A 24,060-nucleotide genomic window follows, 5' to 3' on the forward strand; every position below is an offset into this window, starting at 1 on the left:
CGTCCCCGCGCGAGCCCGGCCGGGCAGCGATCAGCAGTGGAAGATCGAGCCACCGTTGACGAGCAGGCTGTCCTTGATCCAGCCCTGCTTGCCCGTCACCGTGTTCCTGATGTGGGACCACGTCCCGCCGTCGCCCTCGGTGTAGCAGTGCAGGTCCAGCACGTGCGATGCCTGCGCCTGGCCCACCGAGGTGCAGTTCGTGCCCGTCCCGGTGCGGGTGTTCGCCGCACCGGTGCTCTGGTCGGTGCCGCCGTCCTTGTCGCTCCAGTTGTTGTTCGGGCAGGCGGCCCGGACCGACACCCCCGCCCCCGGCTCGTCCGGCGCGGCGAGCGCCGATGGTGCGAGGGACACGAGCGCCCCCACGAGGACAGCGGTGGCAGCGGCAATGGATGTGATGGTGTTACGCATAACATTCCTCCCCTAGACCCCAGTTTCCGAGGAGGCTTTGTGATCATTTATCGCGAATCCCCCGATTCGCTCCTCCCCAGGTGATAAAGACGGTATCCGTCGGTGTTTATTGGTGTCAATCACTCGATAGTGCGGTGCCGGAGTTCGACGAATACCATGAACGCGTGATCCTGATTCTCGGCGGCACCGGTGAGGCGCGGCGCCTGGCGGCCCGCCTCCCCGGTCGGGTGGTCTCCTCGCTGGCCGGTCGGGTCACCGATCCCCGGCTGCCCGAGGGCGAGGTGCGGATCGGGGGGTTCGGCGGGGTCGGCGGGCTGGTGGAGTGGTTGCGCGTCAACGACGTCACGGCCGTCGTCGACGCCACGCACCCGTTCGCCGCGACCATGACCGCGCACGCCGTCGAGGCCACCGCGCTCGCCGGGGTGCCGCTGCTGGTGCTGCGCCGCCCCGGCTGGACGGCGCGACCCGGTGACGACTGGCGGTGGGTGGACTCGCTGGAGGAGGCCGCCGCGACCCTGCCGGGCGAACGGGTGTTCCTCACGACCGGGCGTCAGGACATCGGGGTGTTCGCCGGGGTCGACCGCTGGTTCCTCGCCCGCTCGGTCGAACCACCGGAACCCCCTGTGCCGCACCGGCTTCACGTCCTGCTCGACCGAGGCCCGTTCACCGTGGACGGTGAGGTCGCCCTGATGCGGCGGCACGCGGTCGACGTGCTCGTCACCAAGGACAGCGGTGGGGACCAGACGGCAGCGAAGCTGGTCGCCGCACGACGGCTGGGCATCCCCGTGGTGGTCGTGCGCCGCCCGCCGCCGCCCGCCGCGCCGACCGTGGACTCGGTCGACGCGGCGGTGGAGTGGGTCAGGCGGGGTAGCGGCGGGGCGTGAAGACCTGGCCGCTGCCGGTGGTCCTCGTCGTCGTGGAGCCGATCAGCAGCAGGCAGCGCATGTCCACCTCGGTCGGGTCCAGGTCGGCCAGGCGCACGACCCGGACGTCCTCCTGCTGCCCGCCGACGTCCCGGCCGATCACCACGGGGGTGTCGGGGGAGCGGTGGGCCAGCAGGAGGTCCCTGGCCGCCTCCACCTGCCACGTGCGGGTGCGCGACGCGGGGTTGTAGACCGCCAGCACGAGGTCCGCCCTCGCGGCGGCCTCCAGCCTGCCCGCGATGACCTCCCACGGCTTGAGCCGGTCCGACAGGGACAGCACGCAGTAGTCGTGGCCCAGCGGCGCGCCGACCCGGCTGGCCACGGCGTGCGCGGCCGTCAGACCGGGCAGCACGCGCACCGGCACCGAGGAGAACTGCTCCTCGTCACCGACCTCCAGGACGGCGCTCGCCATCGCGAACACACCGGGGTCGCCGGAGGACACGACGACGACCCGCGACCCGGACTTGGCCAGGTCCAGCGCGAACGCGGCGCGCTCGGCCTCCACCCTGTTGTCCGACGGGTGCTTGCGCTGGTGCGGGTTCGGCGGCACGCGGTCCAGGTACGGCCCGTAGCCGATCAGGTCGTCGGCCGACGCCAGCGCGGTGCGCGCCTCCGGGGTCAGCCACTCCGGCCCGGCCGGACCGAGACCCACCACGACGACCTCGCCGACCGCGGCGCGCTCGCGGTGCGGGACCCTGCTCGGCAGCACGGCGAGCGAGAAGTACGGCACGGTGTCCGGGTCCACTTCGGACAGTGCCGCGGTCCGCTCCCGGCCGGTGGTGGCGCGCTCGACGTACCAGGCGTCGTCCAGCCGCCCGGCCGACTCCAGAGCCGTGCGCACGTTCTTGAACGTGCGGCCCAGCTTCATGACCGCCGCCGAGTCCGTGTGGGCCAAGCGGTCGGCGAGCACCTCCGCGGGCAGCGTGCCGGGCAGGATCGTCAGCACCTCGTCGCGCTCCACCAGCGGCCTGCCGAGCACCGCCGACCCCGCGCTGACCGACGTCACGCCGGGCACCACCTCGGTCGGGTACCGGTCGGCCAACCGCTTGTGCAGGTGCATGTAGGAGCCGTAGAAGAACGGGTCGCCCGCCGCCAGCACGACCACGTCGCGGCCCGCGTCCAGGTGGGCGGCCAGCCGCGCGGCGCACTCCGCGTAGAACTGGTCTATCTCGCCCTGGTAGTCGTCGGTGTCCTCGGTGGTGACCGGGTACACCAGCTGCTCCTCGATCTGGTCGCCGCGCAGGTAGGGCGCGGCGGTCGACCTGGCGATGCTGCGGCCGTGCCGCGCGCTGTGGAACACGACCACGTCGGCCGCGCCGATCAGCCTGGCCGCCTTGACCGTGACCAGTTCCGGGTCGCCGGGGCCGACCCCGACGCCGTACAGCCTGCCCGTCGTCATTCTTCCTCGCTCGCGATCGCGTTGACGGCCGCGGCGGTGATGGCGCTGCCGCCCCGCCGCCCGCGCACGACCAGGTACTCCAGGCCCAGCTCGTTGGCGGCCAGCGCGTCCTTCGACTCGACGGCCCCGATGAAGCCCACCGGGATGCCGAGCACGGCCGCGGGTTTCGGCGCTCCCGCCTCGATCATCTCCAGCAGCCGGAACAGCGACGTCGGCGCGTTGCCGATGGCGACGACCGAGCCTTCGAGGTGGTCGCGCCACAGCTCCATCGCCGCCGCGCTGCGCGTGGTCTCCAGCCGGGCGGCCAGGTGCGGCACGCGGGCGTCGCCGAGCGTGCACAGCACCTCGTTGTCCGCGGGCAGCCGCCGCCGGGTGATGCCCGCCGCGACCATCGTGGCGTCGCACAGCACCGGGGCGCCCGCCAGCAGCGCGGCACGGGCGTCCGCGACGACGTTCGGCGAGTAGCCGATGTCGCCGACCAGGTCGACCATGCCGCAGGCGTGGATCATCCGGACCGCCACGCGCGAGACGTCCGCCGGTAACCCGCCGAGGTCCGCCTCGGCGCGGATCGTGGCGAACGACCGGCGGTAGATCTCGGCGCCGTCCTGGATGTAGCTCGTCAACTCGTCTCCTCGTAGCCGTCGCCGGTCGCGACGAACTCGATCACGTCTCCGGACGGTCGTCCGCAGCGTCGTGCGCAGCCCGCCCAGTGCACCGGTCGGGTGTGGGGCGTGCCGAGCCAGTCCCGCGCGTCGGCGCGGACGTCGGCCAGCGACTTCGCGCAGCCCGGCCGCCCCGTGCAGGCCGTCACGCCGTGCCAGGGCGAATCGGGCTCGGTGATCAGCCCGAGCCCGGTGAGGTCGGGTGCGCCGGGCAGCACCAGGCCGCGCCACGGCGTGAGCCGGACCCCCGTGCCGAGGTCTGCGAGGGCGGCTGCCTGGTGGGCGTCGAGGCGGCCGAGCGGAGCGCCCACGACGAACCGGTCGCCCGCGGGGCCGGGGAGCGGGGGAGCCGTCGTGATCGTGAGGCGCTCATCGGTCGGGGTGCCGAGGGCCGCGACGATGCGGGCCACGAGGTCGGGCACCTCGGCCAGCCGCCACGCGCTGCCGCGGTCGGCGGCGAAGATCCGGGCGGCCTCGACCACGGCGGCCACGGGGTCGGCGGGGCGCAGGCCGGTGTCCTCCCCGGCGAGCAGCAGGGCGTCGTCCACCAGACCCACGTCACCGCCCAGACCGGCCACCTCCGCGCCGACCGTGACCAGGAAGCGGCCGGGGAGCTCGGCGAGTTCCGGAGTGGCGCAGATCGCGCTGTCGAGGCGGTCGACGGTCGGTTGGGTGTCGTCCGAGAGGGGCGCGGCAATGATGTTGCGCACACGTTCGTGGGTCAGGGAGGGCAGCAGGCCCGCCGCGGCCATGCGGTCGCCCAGTTCGAACTGGGCCCCCCGAGCAAGACCGCGGATCTGGAAGTTGGCCCTGGAGGTCAGTTCGAGCTGCCCGTCGCCCAGGTCCGCCGAAGCGGCCACGATGGCCCTGAACTGGCCTTTCGTCAGTGTGCCGCCGGGTACGCGGATGCGCGCGAGGCCGCCGTCCGCCGCGGGGTGCACGTCGATCGCGCCTGGACAGGCGTCGGCGTGGGTTCGCTCCTTCGGCACGCGCCGGATGCTACGGGACGTCCGGGAGGGGGACGTGCGGTGCTTTTTCCCGCACGTTCGTCGACGGGGTGCGGGTGTCCCGCACATCTCTGTACTGTCAGGCCGAACGGCGAAGCAGCGAGGAAGTCGGTGCGAATCCGACGCGGTCCCGCCACTGTCACCGGAGTGATCCGGGAGCCAGGAACTCCGCTCCGCCGTGTGCCGACGACTTGGGGCGAGGACCCCGGAGTGGAGCTTTCGCGTGATCCTGCTGCTGTCGACCTCCGACACCGACCTGCTGTCCGCACGGGCCAGCGGTGCCGACTACCGGCTCGCCAACCCGTCGCGCCTGGGCGTCGAGGACCTGCCCGAGCTGGTCGAGGGCGCCGACGTCGTCGTCGTGCGCATCCTCGGTGGCCGTCGCATGTGGGAGGAGGGCCTGGACGCGGTCCTGGCCGGTCCGCGCCCGGTGGTCGTGCTCGGTGGCGAGCAGAACCCCGACGCGCCGCTGATGGAGCTGTCCACGGTGCCCGGCGGCGTGTGCGCGGAGGCCCACGCGTACCTCGCGCACGGCGGTGCGGCGAACCTCGCGGAGCTGCACAACTTCCTCTCCGACACGATCCTGCTGACCGGCAACGGCTTCGCGCCGCCGGTCCCGGCACCCAACTGGGGGCTGCTCGACCGGCCCGAGCCGACGACGGACGGGCCGACCGTCGCGGTGCTGTACTACCGCGCCCACCACGTGGCCGGGAACGTCGCGTTCGTGCACGCCCTGTGCGACCAGATCGAGGCCAAGGGCGGTCGGGCGCTGCCGGTGTACTGCTCGTCGCTGCGCACGGCCGAGGCCGAGCTGCTGGCCGTGCTGGGCACCGCGGACACGCTGGTCGTCACGGTGCTGGCGGCGGGCGGCAGCAAGCCCGCCACCGTGGGCGCGGGCGGCGAGGACGAGGCGTGGGACGTGGGCGCGCTGGCCGCGCTGGACGTGCCGATCCTCCAGGGCCTGTGCCTCACCAGCAGCCGCGCGGCGTGGGACGAGAACGACGACGGCCTGTCGCCGCTGGACACCGCGACCCAGGTCGCGATCCCGGAGTTCGACGGCCGGATCATCACGGTTCCGTTCTCCTTCAAGGAGGTCGACGAGGACGGCCTGACGGTCTACGTCGCCGACCCGGAGCGCGCGGCGCGGGTCGCCGGTATCGCGCTGGGGCACGCCCGGCTGCGCCACACCCCGCCGTCGGAGCGGAAGATCGCGGTGATGCTGTCGGCGTACCCGACGAAGCACTCGCGCATCGGCAACGCGGTCGGGCTGGACACCCCGGCCAGCGTCGTGCGGCTGCTGACCGCGCTGCGCGAGCGGGGCTACGACATCGGCGCGCCCGGTGAACTCCCCGGCGTGGAGCAGCTCGACGGGGACGCCCTGATCCACGCGCTGATCGCGGCCGGTGGGCAGGACCCGGACTGGCTGACCGAGGAGCAGTTCACCGGCAACCCGGTGCGGATGACCGCGGCGCGGTACCGCGAGTTCTTCGCGACCCTGCCGGAGGACACCCGCGCGGAGGTGGAGCAGCACTGGGGGCAGGCGCCCGGTGAGCTGTTCGTCGACCGCTCGCACGACGCCGACGGGGAGATCGTGCTCGCGGCGCTGCGGGCCGGGAACGTCGTCGTCATGGTCCAGCCGCCGCGCGGCTTCGGGGAGAACCCGATCGCGATCTACCACGACCCCGACCTGCCGCCGAGCCACCACTACCTGGCCGCCTACCGCTGGCTGGCCGACGACTTCGGCGCGCACGCCGTCGTGCACGTCGGCAAGCACGGCAACCTGGAGTGGCTGCCCGGCAAGACCGTGGGCATGTCGGCGGGCTGCGGGACCGACGCGGCCCTGGGCGACCTGCCGCTGATCTACCCGTTCCTGGTGAACGACCCCGGCGAGGGCACGCAGGCCAAGCGCCGCGCCCACGCGACGCTCGTGGACCACATGGTCCCGCCGATGGCGCGCGCCGACAGCTACGGCGACATCGCCCGGCTGGAGCAGCTGCTGGACGAGCACGGCAACATCGCCGCGATGGACCCGGCGAAGCTGCCCGCCATCAGGGCCCAGATCTGGACCCTGATCCAGGCCGCGAAGCTCGACCACGACCTCGGGCTGGAGGACCGCCCGCACGACGCCGAGTTCGACGAGTTCATCCTCCACGTCGACGGCTGGCTGTGCGAGATCAAGGACGTCCAGATCCGCGACGGCCTGCACGTCCTCGGTGAGGCCCCCACCGGGGACGCCCGCGTGGGGCTGGTGCTGGCGATGCTCCAGGCGAAGCAGATGTGGGCCGGGCAGGTGGCCGCGCTGCCGGGGCTGCGGGAGGCGTTGGGGCTCAACGAGGACGGGTCGGAGTCGCGGACCACCACCGACGACGTCGAGACCACCGCGCGGGCGCTCGTGCAGGGCATGGAGGACGCGGGCTGGGCGCGGGAGGCCGCGCGCGGGCTGACGGGGTCCGAGCAGGTGGCCCGGATCCTGGAGTTCGCCGCCGACGAGATCGTGCCCCGGCTGGCGCGCACCACCGACGAGATGACGAACGTCCTGCACGCGCTGGACGGCGGCTACGTGCCCGCGGGCCCGTCGGGGTCGCCGCTGCGCGGCCTGGTCAACGTGCTGCCCACGGGGCGGAACTTCTACTCGGTCGACCCGAAGGCCATCCCGTCGAGGCTGGCGTGGGAGACCGGGCAGGCGATGGCCGAGTCGCTGCTGGCCCGCTACCGCGAGGAGACCGGCGAGTGGCCGCCGTCGGTGGGCCTGTCGGTGTGGGGGACGTCGGCCATGCGCACCTCCGGCGACGACATCGCCGAGGTGTTCGCGCTCATGGGCGTCCGTCCGGTGTGGGACGACCAGTCCCGCCGGGTGACCGGGCTGGAGCCCGTCCCGCTGGAGGAGCTGGACCGGCCGCGCATCGACGTGACGGTCCGGATCAGCGGGTTCTTCCGGGACGCCTTCCCGCACGTCGTGGCCATGCTGGACGACGCGGTGCGGCTGGTGGCGGCGCTGGACGAGCCCGCAGAGGCCAACTTCGTCCGCGCCCACGCCCAGGCCGACCTCGCCGAGCACGGCGACGCGCGCCGGGCCACCATGCGGATCTTCGGGAGCAAGCCGGGCGCGTACGGGGCCGGGCTGCTGCCGTTGATCGACAGCCGGAACTGGCGCGACGACGCCGATCTGGCCGAGGTGTACGCGGTGTGGGGCGGGTACGCGTACGGGCGCGAGCTGGACGGCGTCCAGGCCCGGCCCGACATGGAGTCGGCCTACAAGCGGATCGCCGTGGCGGCCAAGAACATCGACACGCGCGAGCACGACATCGCCGACTCCGACGACTACTTCCAGTACCACGGCGGGATGGTCGCGACGGTGCGGGCGTTGACCGGCAAGGCGCCCGCCGCGTACGTCGGCGACAGCACCCGACCGGACGCGGTGCGCACGAGGACGTTGAACGAGGAGACCACGAGGATCTTCCGGGCACGGGTGGTGAACCCCCGGTGGCTGTCGGCCATGCGGAAGCACGGGTACAAGGGTGCGTTCGAACTGGCGGCCACTGTGGACTACCTGTTCGGGTACGACGCCACGACCGGTGTGGTGGCGGACTGGATGTACGAGAAGCTGGCCGAGACGTACGTGATGGACCCGGAGAACCAGAAGTTCATGACGGAGTCCAACCCCTGGGCCCTGCACGGGATTTCGGAGCGGTTGCTGGAGGCGGCTGATCGGGGGATGTGGGAGCACCCCAACCCCGAGACGGTGGCGGCGCTCCAGGCCGTGTACCTCCAGACCGAGGGGGATCTGGAGGATCGGTGACGGTGTTCCGGGGGCCAGCGGTGGGGGTTCGTGGTGGGTCGGCGGTCGCCGGGCCTGTCGGGTAGCTGTCGGCCCCGTCGGACCGGGTAGCCGCGAGTTCAGGGGGATCGGGCTGCCGCCGGCCCCGGTGGTGCGGTCGACGTGACCAGGGGCCCCCTCGATCCGACCCCGTGGTCGGGCTGGGGGCAGGTGGTGACACCGGGGTGGGGGTCACATCCCCCGAGCAGATCGGCCGTGGTTCGGGGAAGGCCCCGGCTGCCTGTTCGTCGCCTGGTCGGCTCACCCGTGGTTGGTGCTCAAAGGGGGCAAACCAGGCGTGGGCTGGGGTTTGGGTGCGCCAGTCGGGTGCCGTGCGCTCGACTTGGGTCTGTGAAGACCTAAGATGTCGCCCATGACTCATGGGGCGCTGGTGTTCGGTTGGGTTTCGCGTGACTGACGCGGCCCGTGGTCGACGCCTGGGCGCTCGCATCGAGGAGGTCGCCCGTGAGGCGGGCGTCTCGAAGTCGACCGTTTCCCGGGTCATCAACGGTGAGCAGTACGTCAGCTCCAGGGCTCGCGAAGCCGTGCACGCGGCCATCTCCAGCCTCGGGTACAGCCCGAACCAGGCTGCTCGGACGTTGGCAGGCAGTCGGACCAACTGCATCGCGCTCGTCGTGTCGGAGCAGGGTAGTCGGGTGCTGTCCGATCCGTTCTTCGCCGGTGTCCTCCGCGGTGTGCACGCCGAGCTGACCGGGCACCGGGTGCAGCTGGTGCTGATGATGAGCCAGCAGGACGACGAGAAGGACCTCGTCGGCTACCTGTGCGGCGGGCACGTCGACGGTGCCCTGGTGGTGAGCCTGCACGGGCAGGACCCGTTGCCGCGCACGCTCGCCGACGCCGGGTTGCCGATCGTCGTCGGTGGGCGGCCGTTGGGGGCGTCCGGTGTTCCGTACGTGGACGCGGACAACTTCAACGGCGCGCTGGAAGCCGCACGTCACCTGGCTGTGACGGGGCGGCGTCGGATCGCCACCATCGCCGGTCCGAAGGACATGGCCGTGGGCATGGACCGGTTGAGCGGGTGGCGGCGGGGGTTGAGCGAGTCCGGGTTGGAGTCCGACCTGGTCGCGTACGGCGACTTCACGCCCGAGAGCGGTGCGTTGGCGATGGCCGATCTGCTGGCCAGGGAACCGGCCATCGACGGTGTGTTCGTGGCCGCGGACATCATGGCCCTGGGGGCTCTGCAAGCGTTGCACGCCAACGGCAAGCGCGTGCCGGACGACGTGGCCGTGGTCGGGTTCGACGACCTGGCCCTGGCGTCCACCGCCGTGCCGCCGCTGACCACGGTCAAGCAGGACGTGGAGCAGCTCGGTCGCACGATGACGTGGCGGCTGCTCGCCGAGTTGGCGGGCGAGGACGGGTTGCCGCCGTCGTTGCTGCTCCCCACCTCGTTGGTGGTGAGGGCCAGCGCCTGATCCTCCCGCGGGTGCGTGCCGTGGACGTCTCTGTCCACTGTGAACACCCGCCCGAGCCGACGCGCCGGAACTCCCTGCCGCCCAACGCCTCGACCGGGTCGCGTCCGCGCGGACGCGACCCGGTCGCCTAGCGCAGGGCCCGCTTGGTCTGGCGGCGCAGCTGCATGATCCGGGCCGCGCCGACCAGCGCGACCAGCAGCGCCCCACCGATCGAGGCGAACAGCAGGGCCACGCCGAGCGGCAGCGTGAACGCGCCGCCGAGGAAGTGGATCGTCACGTCGGTCAGGTTCTGGAGGATGAACACCAGCAGGAAGATCAGCACGAAGATCGCCACGATGACGGCGACCCACGTCCCGCTGATCCGGGTGGGTTTGATCTTGGCGTGCGACGTCGGCGCCGGGGCCGACGTCGGCTCGACGGGTGCGCTCGGGTCGATCACGGCAGGTGGGTGCGTGATCGACTCGTCCGCGGGCGTCGACGGGTCCGCCGGAGCACCGAGGTCCACCGGGTGGACGTCGGTCGTGCGGTCATCACGGGGAGTGTTCACCCGAACCAGTATCGACCCCTCCGGGTGTTTCCGCAGCGCACGTCATCCGCACGGCGCAGTGAACGGCAGGCCGGGGAAGAACCGGTCCCAGTCCTGGCGGCTCAGGGGCCCGCCCGCGCACAGCCGGGCCACGGCGCCCGCCTCGTCGAAGTCCCAGCGGCGGGACGAGCCGTCACCGCTCGACGTCATCACCACGGCGTTGCGGTCGGACCCGGCGCGCGGCGTGAACTCGATGCTGTGCACGGTGGTCGTCGGGCCCGTGACGGTCGCGGGCGCGCCCGGTCGCCGCCGGTCGGTGATGGTCCAGAGCCGCACGGTGTCGTCGCCCGCCGCGCTCGCGAGGTGCTCGCCGTCCTCGGAGATCGCGAGCGCCTTGATCCCGCCGGACTGCGCCGTCAGCTCGGACAGCTTCTCGGGCCGCAGCGGGTCCGCCAGGTCCCAGAGCCGGATGACGCCGTCCACGCCGCCGGTCGCGAGCAGCCGCCGGTCCCGCGAGAGCGCCACCGTGGAGATGTGCGGGATGCTCCGCAGCTCGCCGAACACGAACGGCCCAGCGGGGGAGTCCAGGCGCCACAGGCCGGTGGTGCTGTCCTCGTCGATCGTCACGAGCACCTGCCCGCTCTGGTCGAACCGCACCTCGCGACCGCGAACCCCCGGCCGGGACAGCGTCGAGACCAGCGCGGGCGCGCTGGGGTCGGCCATGTCCCACAGGCGGACCGACGTGCTGTCGTCGGCGTCGACCGTGGCCATCCGGCTGCCGTCGGGGGACAGCGACGCGGCGATCAGCCGGTTCGGGAACCGGTGCAGGAAGGCGGGTTCCGCCGCGTCGGTGAGGTCCCAGACCTCCTCCAGCGTGGTCGCGAGCACCCGGTCGCGCGAGGTGAACCCGAGCGACCGCACGGCGTCCGGTTCGCTCGACCCGTCCGGCACGGCGGCCTGCCCCCTGCCCCGGACGGGGTTGCCGTCCGGCCCCATCGACGAGTCCGCCCTCGGGATGACCCGGCGCACGAGGTGGTCGCCCCAGGTGGCCGTCGAGGTCGTGAGCAGGCCGTCCACCACGTCCCTGGTGGGTTCCAGCCGGTAGGCGGCGACGCTGAGCTTCTTGGCGAGCGTGGGGTTGCTGTCCCGCATCCGCACGGCCGCGCTCGCGATCTGCTGCGCCACGGCGATGTTGCGCTGCTCGTCCGCCAGAGCCTGCGCCCGGATCGTCTGCACGATCGCCCCGCCCGCGAGCACGAGCAGCACCAGCAGCAGCGCGACGAGCTGCCGCAGCCTGCGCGTGCGGCGCAGCGCGAGGCTCTGCTCCCGGTCGCGGGCGCTCAGGCTCGCGGTGAGGAACTCCCGCTCGCGCGAGCTGAGCCGCACCTCGTCGCGGGCCGCCCACTCGGCGGCGGCGTCCAGCCGGGTGCCCCGGTAGAGCGAGTCGGGGTCGCGGGCCAGCAGGTCCCACGTGGCCGCGGCCTCGGTGAGCTGCCGCCCGGTGCGCAGGCCGTCGCGGTTCTCGTTCAGCCAGCCGCGCAGCCGGGGCCACGCGCGGATCAGCACCTCGTGGGCGATCTCGACGGCGTCCTGGTCCAGCGTCAGCAGCCGGGCGTGCGCCAGGCGGTCCAGCACGACCTGCGTGTCCACGTCGTCGGTGTCCAGCTCGCCGCGGGCGAGCCTGCGCTTGGTGTCCTCGGTGCGGTCGCCCAGCGCGGTGAGCCGCAGGAAGACCTGCCGCGCGAGCGCCCGCTGGTCGGTCTCCAGCGCCGTGTACGTCCGTTCGGCGGTCTGCGCGAGCGCGTGCTGGATGCCGCCCGCGGCCTCGTACCCGGCCAGGGTGAGGGTGGTCCCGCGTCTTCGCCGCCACGTCTCCAGCAGCGCGTGCGACACCAGCGGCAGCACGCCGGGCTGACCGGTCGCGTCCGCCACCAGGCGCGTGACCAGCGCCGTCTCGACCGTGCAGCCGACCTTGGCGGCGGGCCGCATGATCGCCTGGCGCAGCTCCTCCGCCGACATCGGCCCCAGCAGCAGCTGCGCGTCCCGCAGCGCCTCCACCAGCCCGGTGTGCTGGGCGCAGTGCCCGTAGAAGTCGGCGCGGACGCCGATCACGACCTGGCAGCGCGTCCGCGACGCGTCCAGCAGGGCCTCGATGAACGCGGTGCGCGCCGCCGTGTCCTGGCAGAGGGTGAAGACCTCCTCGAACTGGTCGACCACCAGCACCAGCGCGTCCACCTCGGCGCCGATGACCCGGTCCAGCACGTCCGGGCTCAGGTCCAGCTCGGCCGGGGTGACCACGACGGAGGAGGTGCACTCCAGCGCGCCCTCGGCGATCCGCGGCACCAGCCCGGCCCGCAGCAGCGACGACTTGCCCGCGCCCGACGCGCCGAACACGCCCACCAGCCGCCGGTCGGACATCCGGTCGACCAGGTCGTCCAGGAACCGCTCGCGGCCGAAGAAGCGGTCCGCGTCCTCGGGCTGGAACGCCGCCAGTCCCGCGTAGGGCGGGGTGCCGCCGTCGGACGGCGGGGTCTCCGACGGCGCGACCTCGGCCGCGACCTCGCGCCACCGGCTCTCCCACACCCCTGGGTCGCCGTCGCACGCCTGCACGTAGGCCAGGGTCACGGCCAGGCTCGGCAGCTTCCGCCCGCCCGCGGCGTCCGAGAGCGTCGTGGCCGAGTAGTGCGCGCGGGTCCCCAGCTGGCGGTAGGTGCGCCCGCCCGCCTGGTCCCGGAGGGTCCGCAGGTCGGCCGCGAACCTCAGCAGAGGAGTGTCACCGTCGTCGAGCGGGCGTTCCCCACGCGGCACCCTGCCACCTCCTCGTCCCGCCCCGATTGTCCTGAGCTGCTCCTGGGACGTCCAGTGGGCTCGTCCCGGCCACGCGGGGCTAGGGGCCTCTAGGGGTTGTCCGTGGTTGTGAAACGTCGTTATTTTTCCGGTGTGGCCGGTCGCTGTCGCCCGGCCCTGGAGAACAGCTAACGGAGGTGGGTTGAGCCATGGGCGTAGGCGCATTCACACTCAGCGGACTCGATGTGCCGGAACCACGTGCGGCGACAACGCCACCGTTCGTGATGTGCGCGTTCGACACCGAGTCGAACGCCGCGGACCACCTGGTGTCCGACCACTCGGTCGGCTGGGCGGTGTCGCTGGGACTGCTCCCACCGCACGGGATGGCCGAGTTGGCCGGGATGGACCTCGGGTACCTCGTGGGCTACGGGTTCCCGAACGCCGACTACGAGCAGCTGCGGCTGGTGGGCGACTGGGCGGTGCTCCAGGCGGTGCTCCAGGACGAGCACCTGGCCGCCGAGGACCTCGACCTCCTGCTCGCCGTCCTGCGCGCCGAACCGGTGCCTCCGGGAGACCCGAGAGCCGACGCGATGGCGGACCTGCGGACCAGGCTGCTGGCGCTGGGCGGGCCGGAGTGGCTGGAGTCGTTCGCGGACGAGGTGGCCCGGATGTTCGACGGGTTCACCCGCGAGGCGCTCGACGACCACCACGGCCGGGTCCCCAGCCCCGAGGCGCACGCCGCCCTGCGGGAGCTGACCGTCGGCCTGCACCCGATGTTCCGGTTCGGCGGACCGGTCGACGGGATCGACCTGCCGCCGAAGGTCCGCGAGCACTCCGCGCTGCGCGAACTCGCCTCCACCGCCTGTCGGATCGTCGGCTACGCGCGCGACCTCTACACCCACCGCGCCGAGATCGCCCGCGGCGGTGTGCACAACCTGGTGCTGGTGACCATGCGGTCCCAGTCGGTCGTGCTGGACCAGGCGGTGGACCGCGCGGTCGAGATCCACGACGACGAGGTCCGCGACTTCGTCCGGAAGGCCGCCGACCTGCCGTCGTTCGGCGGACAGGTCGACGAGCAGGTCCGCGGGTACGTGGGGCTGCTGCGCCGCTGGATCGGCGGCCACCGCAAGTGGGCGGAGTACACCGGCAGGTACCGCGATCCCGGCTGAGCGTTGGCGATCCGTTCACCTCGGCCGCCTACGGTGCGCCCACGCGCGGCCGGAGGAGGGCGCGCCGGAGAGGACGGAACACCCATGCGGAGACCACTCGTGCTCGGGGCGGCCCTGCTCGTGGCGGTGGCGGGCGTCGTCCCCGGCGCCTCCGCGTCCGGTCCGCACGACTTCGGACGCGCCACCCTCACGGGGTTCGCCTCGCTGCCCGCCGAGACGTTCGTGCCGGGCAGCGAACCCTCGGGCGCCGCCCTGGGCGGCACGCCGTCCAACGGGATCGTGCCCCCGTTCGCCGACCAGCCCGTGCAGGGCTTCAGCGGTGTCGTCCGCAACGACGACGGCACGTTCGAGGTGCTGTCGGACAACGGTTACGGCAGCAGGGCCACCAGCGCCGACTTCCTGCTGCGGATCCACCGCATCGCGCCGGACTTCGCCTCCGGCGGCGTCGACGTGCTCGGCGGCGTGACGCTGACCGACCCGCGCGGGCTCGTGCCGTTCCCGCTGACCCGGCCCGACCGGGTGCTCACCGGCGCCGACTTCGACGTCGAGTCGATCACGCGGGTCGCGGACGGCGGTTACTGGCTCGGCGACGAGTTCGGCCCGTACCTGCTGCACGTCGACCGCGCGGGCAGGCTGCTGGCCGCGCCCGTGCCGCTGCCCGGCGTGTTCGCGCCGGAGAACCCCGCCGGACCACCGAACCTGGGTGGCAGCAAGGGTTTCGAGGGCTTGGCGCAGTCGCCCGACGGCAGGTTCCTGTACCCGCTGCTGGAGGGGACGGTCACCGGCGACGTGCCGGGGACGCTGCGGCTCAGCGAGTTCGACCTCGCCCGCGGCGCCTACACCGGGCAGGGCCACCGCTACCGGCTCGGCTCGCCCGACCTCGCCATCGGCGACCTGGTCGCGGTGGACCGCGACCGCTTCCTGGTCCTGGAACGCGACGGAGCCCAGGGCGCGGACGCGCTGGTGAAGCGGATCTACCTGGCCGACCGGCGCGACCGCGACCGCGACGGCTACCTGGACAAGACCCTCGTCGCCGACCTGCTGGACATCGCCAACCCGCGTCGGGTCGGCGGGTTCGGCGAGACGTTCCGGTTCCCGTTCACCACCATCGAGGACGTGGTGGTCCTGGACGACAGCACGCTGGGGGTGTTGAACGACAACAACTTCCCGTTCTCGTCGGGGCGCACGCCGGGCGAGGCCGACGACAACGAGTTCATCACCATCAGGCTCGCCGAGCGGCTGCACGCCGACCCGCGCGTCCTGCGCTGACGAGGGAGCGCCTCTCCCACGACGGGAGGGCGCTTCCCCGACCCGGTCATGCCCCACCGCCCTCCTCGGGGGTGAGCGCCACGGCCAGGTCGGCGGACGCGCAGGCCGCGGGCCCGGCGGCGGACGCGGCGGTGGAGCCCGCGGGTGCGGTGGTGGCCGTGGACGGGCCGGGCGACCGGGCCGAGACCGAGGCCGGGGCGCTCGACGGCGTCCCCCCGCCCTGGCTCGTGCAGGCGCTGAGCAGGGCGGCCGAGACCGCCAGGGTGATCTCGCCGGTGGTGCTCACGACGGGCCTCCCGTGATCAGTTCTCGCCGATGACCGGGCTCAGCCGGACCTCGGCCCCGCTGACGGGCACCGACGGCCACGGCGACTTCTCGGACACGTCCTCGGCGGACGACGGCAGCGAGAACGCGACGGCCGACACCGGGTTGGCCTGCTCCCCGGTGCGCTCGACCAGGTAGGAGACGGCCGAGCCGCCGGGGGTGGTGGTCACCGGGACCGCGGTCGCGCCCGGCTGGGGCGTGGCGGAGACTCCCGGCGCGGTGTCGCCGTCGGAACCGAAGAACACGACGTCCGCGGGCACGCCCGCGAGCGTGCAGCGCGTGGTCTGCCCGGCCGCCGTGCAGCGGATGACGGAGGCGGAGTGCCCCGCCGCGTGCTCGGGGCTCCTGCTGACCGCGACGTCGACGTCAGCCGCGCCGCGCTCCGGGGCGTCGCCGGGCACCGCGCTCGCCACCCCGGCGAGCACGGCGGTGGACGCGACCGCGAGGACGGCACCGGTGCTGATCGACTTGCGCATGGCGCTTCCCCTCTCGTTGGTCCACGTCCCCCGTGCACCGGGGAACGTGTTCTCCGGGGATGTGCCCGAGCGCTACCTCCCCCACACCTTTCTCGAACATCGTCACAACCGGCCGACTCCGGGCCGGAAAAGCGGTCGGAAATGCTCAGCGCGCCCGCACGCCGTCGAGCAGCCGCCGGACGGCCTGCCCGCCGCCGCCGCGGACCTGCACGACGAGCACCACGCTCCTGTCCGCCGCGTCGGTCAGGACGGACTCGTCGACGCCGCGGCCGGGGCAGCGGTCCCACCGCCGCACCACCCCCGACCAGTGCGGTGACCCGACCCGCGACTCCGCCGCCGCGCCGCACCCCGCGTGCTCGCCGGACCAGCTCCGCGCGTCCGGGGCGTCGACGCGCCCGATGAACAGCCCCGGACCGTCCCCCGCGAGGTCGTGGAGGCGGCCCAGGTCCGGCGCCGCTTCCAGCGCGGGCCGCCGCACGCCGTCCGCGCCGGGCGTCCAGCCGCCCGTCCTGACCTGCCTGGCCCACGTGGCGGGCACGGTGGCGCTCACGCCGTCGGGAGCGGCGACGGTGGTCTCCGAGCCGCCGGGGCCGTCCGCGCTCACCGCGGCGAGCACGAGCGCCACGGGAACGGCCGCGGCGGCCACCGCCCGCGCCCGGCGTTCGCCCACGGCGTGCCGCAGCGCCGCGCAGAACGCGTCCGCCGCGTGCGCGCCCAGCTCGACCCCGGCTGAGCCGGTCCTACGCCAGCACGGCGGTGACGTAGGGATCGGGGTCGGCCAGGATCGCGCGGACGGCCGAGCCCGCCGCCCCGTGCACCGCGGCCTCCGAGCCCAGCGTGGACGCGATCACCTCGATCGGCGACCACTCCGAGCTGACCACCCGCTGCGTCAGCTCCGCCCGCAGCGGATCGCACAGCCACGGCGCGAGGCGGGCGTACGTGCCGCCCAGCACCACGGTCGGCAGGTCCAGCAGGTTGACCACGCCGGACAGCGCGACGCCGAGCGACTTCGCCGCGGACCGGGTGGCGGCCAGAGCCTTCCGGTCGCGGTTCGCGAGGCGCTCCAGCAGGTCGGTGACCAGCTCCTCCGGCTCGCGGTCGTCGAGCACGCCCGCCTGGCGCAGGATCTCCTCCTGGCCTGCCACGCGCTCCAGGCAGCCTCGCGAGCCGCACGGGCACGCGGGGCCGCGCGGGTCGACCATGATGTGGCCGATCTCCCCGCCGAACCCGAACACGCCCTCGAACAGGCCGCCGTCGACCACGATGCCCGCGCCGATGCCGATCTCGCCGGACACGTGCACGAAGTCGCGCGGTCCCGTGCCCTGCCACAGCTCGGCGAGCGCGGCGAAGTTCGCCTCGTTGCCGACGATCACCGGGATCTCGTCGAGCCCGGCCCGCCTGCTCAGCTCGCCGCGCACGTCGACCTCCCGCCAGCCCAGGTTCGGCGCGACCCGCAGGATGCCGGTGGCGGACTCGACCAGACCGGGCACGGCGACGCCCATGCCGCCGACCCGCACGCCCATCCGCTCGGCCTCGGCCAGCGCGGTCCTGACCGCCTTGGCGACGCGGGACAGCACGCGGGCGGGGGAGGGGGTGCGGTTGTCCGCCGAGTGGAGCCAGCGCGCGCGGACCTCGCCGGTCAGGTCGATCAGGCACGTGGCGAGGTAGTCGACGCCGATCTCCACGCCGAGGCCGTGCGGGCCGTCGGGCGCGAGGTAGAGGGCGGTGCCCCGCCTGCCGGGGCCGGGGCGGACGGCCGCCGCGCCCTCCACGACGAGGTTCGCGCCGATCATCCGGTCCACCAGGCTGGAGACGGTGGCCTTCGTGAGGCCCGTCCGCGCGGCGATCTCGGCGCGCGAGTGGCCGGACGGATCCGCGATGGCGTTGAGGACCAGGGCGCTGTTGTGCCTGCGAACGGTGTGCTGTCCGGCCGGCTGCGGTGAGGACACCGGGGGATGGTAGCCGTTCCACCACCGGGTGAAGGCGTTGACCTGCCGACGAACGCGCTATAAGTTTAGGCATCAAACTTATAGGAGGAGGACCCGTGGCAACGAAGCCCACTCGCGAGGACCGGTTCAGCTTCGGGCTGTGGACGGTCGGCTGGCGAGCACAGGACCCGTTCGGCGAGGCGACCCGCCCGGCGCTCGACCCGGTGCACGCGGTGCACAAGCTGTCCGAGCTGGGCGCGTGGGGCATCACCTTCCACGACGACGACCTCATCGCGTTCGGCACCGAGAGCGGCGAGCGCGACAAGCGGATCTCGTTGTTCAAGGACGCGCTCGACGAGACCGGCCTGACCGTGCCGATGGTGACCACGAACCTGTTCACCCACCCGGTGTTCAAGGACGGCGGCTTCACCAGCAACGACCGCGGCGTGCGCCGGTACGCGCTGCGCAAGGTGCTGCGCAACCTCGACCTGGCCGCCGAGCTGGGCGCGAAGACGTTCGTCCTCTGGGGCGGCCGCGAGGGCTCCGAGACCGACGCCGCGAAGGACGTCCGGTTCGCGCTCGACCGGTACCGCGAGGCGCTCGACACCCTCGCGCAGTACTCGATCGACAAGGGCTACGGCATCCGCTTCGCGCTGGAGCCCAAGCCGAACGAGCCCCGCGGCGACATCCTGCTGCCCACGATCGGCCACGCGCTGGCGTTCATCTCCACGCTGGAGCACCACGAGCTGGTCGGCGTGAACCCCGAGGTCGGCCACGAGCAGATGGCGGGCCTGAACTTCGTCCACGGCATCTCGCAGGCGCTGTGGCAGAAGAAGCTGTTCCACATCGACCTCAACGGCCAGCGCGGTCCGCGCTTCGACCAGGACCTGATCTTCGGCCACGGCGACGTGCTGTCCGCGTTCTTCCTCGTCGACCTGCTGGAGAACGGCGGCTACGACGGCCCCCGGCACTTCGACTACAAGCCGCTGCGCACCGAGGACTCCGACGGCGTGTGGTCCAGCGCCGCCGCGAACATGCGCACCTACCTGCTGCTCAAGGAGCGCGCCGCGGCCTTCCGCGCCGACCCCGAGGTGCAGGAGGCGCTGGCCGCCGCGAAGGTCGCCGAGCTGGGCGAGTCGACCCTCGCCGCCGGGGAGACGACCGAGGCGTTCCTGGCCGACCGGTCCGCGTTCGAGGACTACGACGTGGACGCGGCCGGTGCGCAGGGCTACGGTTTCGTCCACCTGTCGCAGTTGGCGCTCGAACACCTCCTGGGAGCTCGCTGATGGTGCTGGTCGCCGGGATCGACTCGTCCACCCAGTCCTGCAAGGTCGTCGTCCGCGACGCCGAGACGGGTGCCCTCGTCCGCGAGGGCAGGGCTTCACACCCCTCGGGCACCGAGGTCGACCCGGCGGCCTGGTGGGCCGCGCTGGGGCGGGCCGTCGACGCCGCGGGCGGTCTGGACGACGTCGCGGGTGTGTCGGTGGCCGCCCAGCAGCACGGCATGGTGTGCCTGGACGCCGACGGGAACGTGGTCCGTCCGGCACTGCTGTGGAACGACACCCGGTCGGCCGCCGCCGCGGCGGCGCTGACCGAGGAGCTGGGCGGGCCGGAGAAGTGGGCGCAGGCGGTCGGCAGCGTGCCGGTCGCGGCGCTCACCGTGACGAAGCTGCGCTGGCTGGCCGAGCACGAGCCGGAGAACGCGGCCCGCGTGGCCGCGGTGTGCCTGCCGCACGACTGGCTGACGTGGCGGCTCGCGGGCGCTCCCGGCCTGGACGCGCTGGTCACCGACCGGAGCGACGCCAGCGGCACCGGCTACTGGTCGCCGTCCACCGGGGAGTACCGGCTCGACCTGCTCGACCTCGCCCTGGGCCACCGCCCGCTGCTGCCCCGCGTGCTCGGTCCCGCCGACCACGCCGGGACCACGGCGGCGGGCGCCGTGCTCGGGGTGGGTGCGGGCGACAACGCGGGCGCCGCGCTGGGCGTGCAGGTCGGGCCGGGTGACGTCATCGTCTCCATCGGCACGTCCGGCACGGCCTTCGCCCGGTCACCGCACCCGTCGGCGGACGTGTCCGGTCTGGTCAACGGGTTCGCCGACGCGGAGGGGACGTTCCTGCCGCTGGTGTGCACGCTGAACGCCTCCAGGGTCCTGGACGCCACGGCGCGGGTGCTCGGTGTCGACCTCGCCGAGCTGTCCGGGCTGGCGCTGTCGGTGCCGTCGGCCGACGGGCTGGTCCTGGTGCCCTACCTCGAAGGGGAGCGGACGCCGAACAAGCCCGACTCGACCGGGGCGCTGCACGGGCTCCGGTTGGACACGGCCACCCCCGCGCACTTCGCGCGGGCGGCCGTGGAGGGGATGCTGTGCAGCCTGGCCGACGCCGTCGACGCGCTCACCGCGGTGGGCACGCCGATGAGCAGGGTGCTGCTGATCGGCGGCGGCGCCCAGTCACCCGCGGTGCGGGAGACCGCGCCCGCCGTGTTCGGCTGCCCGGTGCTCGTGCCCGAGCCCGGCGAGTACGTGGCCGACGGAGCGGCCCGGCAGGCCGCGTGGGCGGTCAGCGGGGAGCCGGCCCCTCCGCACTGGGGGGAGTCGCTGCGCACCACCGGCTTCGAGGCCCCCGCCACGCCCGGCGTCCGGGCCGCGTACGCGGCTGCCAGGGAATTGACGGTGTCGCGCGGTTGACGGTGGGTACCCCCTCGACATGAACCGCCGCACCGGAACGCCCCCGCCCCGACCTCCCGTCGGTGCGGGGGCGTTCCGCGTGAGCGGACGAGTGGAGATGGGGAACCGTGGAAACCAAGCGAACGAGCCCGGCGCCGACGGACGAGGCGCGCTTCGGCGGGTACGGCATGTGGGCACCGATGATCCCGATCAGCAGACACCCCGACGAGTGGGTGTGCTGGGTCGGCGATCCCGATGACGGCCTGGAGCCGGTCATCGTGCGCAGTGTGGACTGAGGGGGACCGGGTGCGCGACGGGCTGGGCGACCGGTCACCCGCGGATCCGGTACCCGCATGAGGGTCGTCGTCACCGGGGCGACCGGCAACGTCGGCACCGCGCTGCTGCGGAGGCTCGACCCCGGCGTCGAGGTCGTGGCGGTCGCGCGGCGGCTGCCCGCCGCGGGGCCGCCCTACGACCGGGCGGAGTGGAAGCGGATCGACATCGGGGTGCCCGGTGCCGAGGAACCGCTGGCCGAGGCGGTGCGCGGCGCGGACGCTGTGGTCCACCTGGCCTGGCTGATCCAGCCGAGCCGCGACGAGGCGACCACCCACCGCGTCAACGTGCTGGGCAGCGAACGGGTGTTCGCCGCCGCGGTGAGGGCCGGTGTGCGGCACCTCGTGCACATGTCGTCCGTCGGCGCGTACACGAGGGCGGACAAGGACCGCCGGGTCGACGAGCTGTGGCCCGTCGGCGGCATCCCGTCCTCCTGCTACAGCAGGCAGAAGTCGGCCGTGGAGCGGCTGCTCGACGGCGTCGAGCGGGACCACCCCGACCTGGTCGTCTCCCGGCCGCGCCCGAGCCTGATCCTCCAGCCCGACGCCGCCAGCGAGGTCAAGCGGTACTTCCTCGGGCCCCTGGTGCCGACCGCCCTGCTGCGCCTGGCGGCGGCGCGCGGGCTGCCGGTGCTGCCGCTGCCGCGCGGGCTGGTGCTCCAGTTCACCCACGCCGACGACGTCGCCGACGCCGTGGCGCGCGTGCTGGACACCCGGCTGCCGGGAGCGGTGAACATCGCCTCGGAGCCGGTGATCGGACCGCGCGACCTCGCGGCCCTGGTGGGGGCCAGGCACGTGCCGGTGCCCGAGACCGCCCTGCGGGCCGTGGCCGCCGCGACGTGGAGGCTGCACGCCCAGCCCACGTCACCCGGCTGGATCGACCTGGCGCTGGGCGCGCCGATCCTGTCCGCCGAGCGCGCCCGTGCCGAACTGGGGTGGACACCCGCCTCCGACGCCCGCGAGGTCGTCCGGCAGCTCGTCGAGGGCATGGCGCGGCGGGACGGCGTGCGGCGGAGCCCGCCGCTCCACCCCGGTTAGAACAGGGTCGACCAGTTCATCACCTGGGCGACCACGAAGCCCATGACCATCAGGGTCATCACCGCGATGATCACCAGCACCACCGGCCCGATGGCGCGGGACGGGATGGGCGGGTCCTTCGGCCCCGCGGGTGTCTGCGCCGAGTCGGGGGGCGTGTCGCCGGGCCGGACGCCACCTCCGCGTTCCAGGTCTGGTGTGCGGTACGGGTCCGGGTCCGGTGGGGTCGCTGTCATGGGAGCGGGGTACCCCGTTCGGCCCAACCGGAACCGGAACCGGACCGAACGGGCACTTCGCCGGTTTAGCCGATCGGGGGGCTCGGGTAAACAGGACCATGAGCGGAGTCCAGGACGAACTGCTGCGCACCCTTGTGAAGGTGGCGAACGCGTTGCGCGCCGCCGACATCCGCTTCGCGTTGACCGGCGGGTGCGCCGTGTACGCGCGCGGCGGTCCCGCCACCGAGCACGACGTCGACCTCCTGGTGAAGGAGGAGGACGCGGCCAAGGCCAGGTCCGCCCTAGTGGCGGCGGGCTGCCGGGCCGCGGACGCGCCGGAGAACTGGCTGCTGAAGGTCTACGACGGCGATTCGCTGGTGGACCTGCTGCACCGTCCCAACGAGATCCCCGTGACCGACGACATGCTCGACCACGCCGAGGAGCTGGCCGTCAGCTCCGTCTCGCTGCCCGTGATGCCCGCGACCGAGGTGATGATCAGCAAGCTGCTCGTGCTGGACGGTCACCGCTGCGACTTCAGCGAGCTGCTGCCGTTCGCGCGAGCGCTGCGGGAGCAGATCGACTGGCGGAAGGTGCGCGAGTCCACGGCGGACTCGCCCTACGCCGAGGCCTTCCTCGTCCTGGTCGAACGACTCGACCTGGTGGCTCCCCAGCTCACCAGCGTCCGGAGGAGTGCGTCATGACCTCAGAGCCCTACCTGTCCGCTCGGCTGCGGCGCGCCATCGCCGAAGACCCGAGGACGACCGAACTCGGCGTGCGGGTGACCGTGCGCGGCGACCACGTGCTGCTGTCCGGCGACGTGGCGTGCGAGGAGCGCCGCGCCGGGCTCGAAGCCGTCGTGCACGAGATCGCGCCGGATCTCCAGGTGGTGGACGACGTCCGCGTCGTCAGCGTCGCCGAACCCGAGGGAAGCGAGGAGCTGCGATGATCCGGATCGCCGCGGTCGGCGACGTGCACCTGGGAGCCGATGCCCGAGGCCGGATGCGCCCCGCGCTGGAGAAGGTGGGGGAGCACGCCGACGTGCTGCTGCTGGCCGGTGACCTCACCCGGCACGGCACGCTCGACGAGGCGCGGGTCGTCGCGGAGGAGTTCGCCGACCTGCCGGTGCCCGTCGTCGCCGTGCTCGGCAACCACGACCACCACGACGACAAGCCCGTCGAGGTGGCGAAGGTGTTGACCGACAGCGGGTTGCACGTCCTCGAAGGCGACGCGGTGGTGTTCCGCGTCGGTGACGAGCGGATCGGCGTGGCGGGCGTGAAGGGCTTCGGCGGCGGTTTCGCGGGCAAGTGCGGCAGCAACTTCGGCGAGCGCGAGATGAAGGCGTTCGTCGGCCACACGATCGGGATCGCGGACACCCTGCGGGCGGCGCTGCACTCGATCGATGCGGACGTCAAGGTCGCGCTCACCCACTACTCGCCGGTGCCGGACACCCTGCGCGGCGAGCCACCGGAGATCTACCCGTTCCTCGGGTCGTACCTGCTGGCCGAGGCGATCGACGCCACCGGGACCGACCTGGCGATCCACGGCCACGCGCACTTCGGCACCGAGCACGGCATGACGCCGGGCGGGGTGCGCGTCCGCAACGTGGCCCAGCCCATCATCCGCGCCGCCTACACCGTGTACAGCGTCGAACCGATGGTTAGGTCGGCCGTGGCTGGGTAACAAGAGGT

The 24,060-nt window shown here is 73.3% G+C and carries 23 protein-coding genes and 1 riboswitch; of the genes, 13 read left to right on the forward strand and 10 right to left on the reverse strand.

Features of this window, described 5'->3' with window-relative positions:
- Positions 1-30: 30 nt before the first annotated feature.
- On the reverse strand, positions 31-351 hold the full coding sequence (locus tag VFZ92_RS18040; RefSeq protein WP_330877111.1) for an SH3 domain-containing protein: 321 nt from the start codon (positions 349-351) through the stop codon (positions 31-33).
- A gap of 230 nt (positions 352-581) precedes the next feature.
- Here VFZ92_RS18040 and VFZ92_RS18045 point away from each other — a divergent pair, with 230 nt between their 5' ends.
- Positions 582-1,292: a cobalt-precorrin-6A reductase gene (locus VFZ92_RS18045; protein WP_330877168.1), complete on the forward strand. Its 711-nt coding sequence runs from the start codon at positions 582-584 to the stop codon at positions 1,290-1,292.
- Here the strand turns inward: VFZ92_RS18045 and VFZ92_RS18050 are convergent.
- From VFZ92_RS18050 to VFZ92_RS18060, 3 genes are read right to left on the reverse strand one after another with little or no spacing between them, the layout of a single operon-like run.
- Positions 1,267-2,730, reverse strand: a complete 1,464-nt coding sequence (locus tag VFZ92_RS18050; RefSeq protein ID WP_330877112.1) for a precorrin-2 C(20)-methyltransferase — start codon at positions 2,728-2,730, stop codon at positions 1,267-1,269. The genes VFZ92_RS18045 and VFZ92_RS18050 overlap by 26 nt on opposite strands.
- Positions 2,727-3,353, reverse strand: coding sequence for a precorrin-8X methylmutase (locus VFZ92_RS18055; protein WP_330877113.1), 627 nt, complete (start codon positions 3,351-3,353; stop codon positions 2,727-2,729). Before VFZ92_RS18055 ends, VFZ92_RS18050 begins: the two co-directional genes overlap by 4 nt.
- Positions 3,350-4,381 (reverse strand): hypothetical protein, encoded by a 1,032-nt coding sequence (locus VFZ92_RS18060; RefSeq protein ID WP_330877114.1) that lies wholly within the window; start codon positions 4,379-4,381, stop codon positions 3,350-3,352. Before VFZ92_RS18060 ends, VFZ92_RS18055 begins: the two co-directional genes overlap by 4 nt.
- Before the next feature lie 119 nt (positions 4,382-4,500).
- Positions 4,501-4,568, forward strand: a riboswitch (cobalamin riboswitch).
- A gap of 54 nt (positions 4,569-4,622) precedes the next feature.
- Here VFZ92_RS18060 and cobN point away from each other — a divergent pair.
- Both cobN and VFZ92_RS18070 read left to right on the forward strand, forming a co-directional pair.
- Complete coding sequence (gene cobN / locus VFZ92_RS18065; protein ID WP_330877115.1) at positions 4,623-8,198, forward strand: cobaltochelatase subunit CobN; 3,576 nt, start codon at positions 4,623-4,625, stop codon at positions 8,196-8,198.
- 428 nt (positions 8,199-8,626) lie between these two features.
- Positions 8,627-9,649: a LacI family DNA-binding transcriptional regulator gene (locus VFZ92_RS18070; protein WP_330877116.1), complete on the forward strand. Its 1,023-nt coding sequence runs from the start codon at positions 8,627-8,629 to the stop codon at positions 9,647-9,649.
- Between the two features lie 127 nt (positions 9,650-9,776).
- On the opposite strand, the gene VFZ92_RS18075 is transcribed toward VFZ92_RS18070, so the two are convergent.
- Positions 9,777-10,196 (reverse strand): LapA family protein, encoded by a 420-nt coding sequence (locus VFZ92_RS18075; RefSeq protein ID WP_414719930.1) that lies wholly within the window; start codon positions 10,194-10,196, stop codon positions 9,777-9,779.
- A 42-nt stretch (positions 10,197-10,238) separates the two neighbouring features.
- Positions 10,239-12,983 carry an XRE family transcriptional regulator gene (locus VFZ92_RS18080; RefSeq protein ID WP_330877117.1) on the reverse strand — a complete coding sequence of 915 codons (2,745 nt, stop codon included), beginning with the start codon at positions 12,981-12,983 and terminating at the stop codon, positions 10,239-10,241.
- A 263-nt stretch (positions 12,984-13,246) separates the two neighbouring features.
- Between VFZ92_RS18080 and VFZ92_RS18085 the strand changes: the two genes are divergently transcribed.
- The 3 genes from VFZ92_RS18085 (at position 13,247) to VFZ92_RS18095 (ending at position 15,702) form a co-directional block, all read left to right on the forward strand.
- Positions 13,247-14,131: a terpene synthase family protein gene (locus VFZ92_RS18085; RefSeq protein ID WP_330877118.1), complete on the forward strand. Its 885-nt coding sequence runs from the start codon at positions 13,247-13,249 to the stop codon at positions 14,129-14,131.
- An 84-nt stretch (positions 14,132-14,215) separates the two neighbouring features.
- Complete coding sequence (locus tag VFZ92_RS18090) at positions 14,216-15,400, forward strand: esterase-like activity of phytase family protein (RefSeq protein WP_330877119.1); 1,185 nt, start codon at positions 14,216-14,218, stop codon at positions 15,398-15,400.
- A gap of 71 nt (positions 15,401-15,471) precedes the next feature.
- On the forward strand, positions 15,472-15,702 hold the full coding sequence (locus VFZ92_RS18095) for a hypothetical protein (protein ID WP_330877120.1): 231 nt from the start codon (positions 15,472-15,474) through the stop codon (positions 15,700-15,702).
- Here the strand turns inward: VFZ92_RS18095 and VFZ92_RS18100 are convergent, their stop codons facing one another.
- The 3 genes from VFZ92_RS18100 to VFZ92_RS18110 form a co-directional block, all read right to left on the reverse strand.
- Entirely contained in the window at positions 15,703-16,200 is a 498-nt protein-coding gene (locus VFZ92_RS18100; RefSeq protein WP_330877121.1) for a DUF4232 domain-containing protein, read from the reverse strand.
- Positions 16,201-16,345: 145 nt separating this feature from the next.
- Positions 16,346-16,870 (reverse strand): hypothetical protein, encoded by a 525-nt coding sequence (locus VFZ92_RS18105; protein ID WP_330877122.1) that lies wholly within the window; start codon positions 16,868-16,870, stop codon positions 16,346-16,348.
- Between the two features lie 70 nt (positions 16,871-16,940).
- The gene (locus VFZ92_RS18110; protein WP_330877123.1) at positions 16,941-18,149 is read right to left on the reverse strand and encodes an ROK family transcriptional regulator; all 1,209 of its coding nucleotides are present in this window, start codon (positions 18,147-18,149) and stop codon (positions 16,941-16,943) included.
- Positions 18,150-18,244: 95 nt separating this feature from the next.
- Here VFZ92_RS18110 and xylA point away from each other — a divergent pair, with 95 nt between their 5' ends.
- The 4 genes from xylA (at position 18,245) to VFZ92_RS18130 (ending at position 22,160) form a co-directional block, all read left to right on the forward strand.
- Complete coding sequence (gene xylA, locus VFZ92_RS18115) at positions 18,245-19,414, forward strand: xylose isomerase (protein WP_330877124.1); 1,170 nt, start codon at positions 18,245-18,247, stop codon at positions 19,412-19,414.
- The gene (gene xylB / locus VFZ92_RS18120; RefSeq protein ID WP_330877125.1) at positions 19,414-20,811 is read left to right on the forward strand and encodes a xylulokinase; all 1,398 of its coding nucleotides are present in this window, start codon (positions 19,414-19,416) and stop codon (positions 20,809-20,811) included. Before xylA ends, xylB begins: the two co-directional genes overlap by 1 nt.
- Before the next feature lie 107 nt (positions 20,812-20,918).
- The gene (locus VFZ92_RS18125) at positions 20,919-21,086 is read left to right on the forward strand and encodes a hypothetical protein (RefSeq protein WP_330877126.1); all 168 of its coding nucleotides are present in this window, start codon (positions 20,919-20,921) and stop codon (positions 21,084-21,086) included.
- Between the two features lie 57 nt (positions 21,087-21,143).
- On the forward strand, positions 21,144-22,160 hold the full coding sequence (locus VFZ92_RS18130) for an NAD-dependent epimerase/dehydratase family protein (protein ID WP_330877127.1): 1,017 nt from the start codon (positions 21,144-21,146) through the stop codon (positions 22,158-22,160).
- Here VFZ92_RS18130 and VFZ92_RS18135 read toward each other — a convergent pair.
- Positions 22,157-22,393 carry a DUF6480 family protein gene (locus VFZ92_RS18135; RefSeq protein WP_330877128.1) on the reverse strand — a complete coding sequence of 79 codons (237 nt, stop codon included), beginning with the start codon at positions 22,391-22,393 and terminating at the stop codon, positions 22,157-22,159. The two genes, VFZ92_RS18130 and VFZ92_RS18135, sit on opposite strands and share 4 nt — an antisense overlap.
- A 98-nt stretch (positions 22,394-22,491) precedes the next feature.
- On the opposite strand from VFZ92_RS18135, the gene VFZ92_RS18140 reads away from it, so the two are divergent.
- The 3 genes from VFZ92_RS18140 to VFZ92_RS18150 are packed head-to-tail and all read left to right on the forward strand — an operon-like array spanning position 22,492 to position 24,052.
- Entirely contained in the window at positions 22,492-23,073 is a 582-nt protein-coding gene (locus VFZ92_RS18140; RefSeq protein WP_330877129.1) for a nucleotidyltransferase family protein, read from the forward strand.
- Positions 23,070-23,318: a BON domain-containing protein gene (locus tag VFZ92_RS18145; protein ID WP_330877130.1), complete on the forward strand. Its 249-nt coding sequence runs from the start codon at positions 23,070-23,072 to the stop codon at positions 23,316-23,318. The genes VFZ92_RS18140 and VFZ92_RS18145 overlap by 4 nt, the downstream gene beginning before the upstream one ends.
- Positions 23,315-24,052 carry a metallophosphoesterase family protein gene (locus VFZ92_RS18150; protein ID WP_330877131.1) on the forward strand — a complete coding sequence of 246 codons (738 nt, stop codon included), beginning with the start codon at positions 23,315-23,317 and terminating at the stop codon, positions 24,050-24,052. The genes VFZ92_RS18145 and VFZ92_RS18150 overlap by 4 nt, the downstream gene beginning before the upstream one ends.
- Positions 24,053-24,060: the final 8 nt, after the last annotated feature.

Origin of the sequence: Umezawaea sp., assembly GCF_036375055.1 — a bacterium.
Lineage (GTDB): Bacteria > Actinomycetota > Actinomycetes > Mycobacteriales > Pseudonocardiaceae > Umezawaea.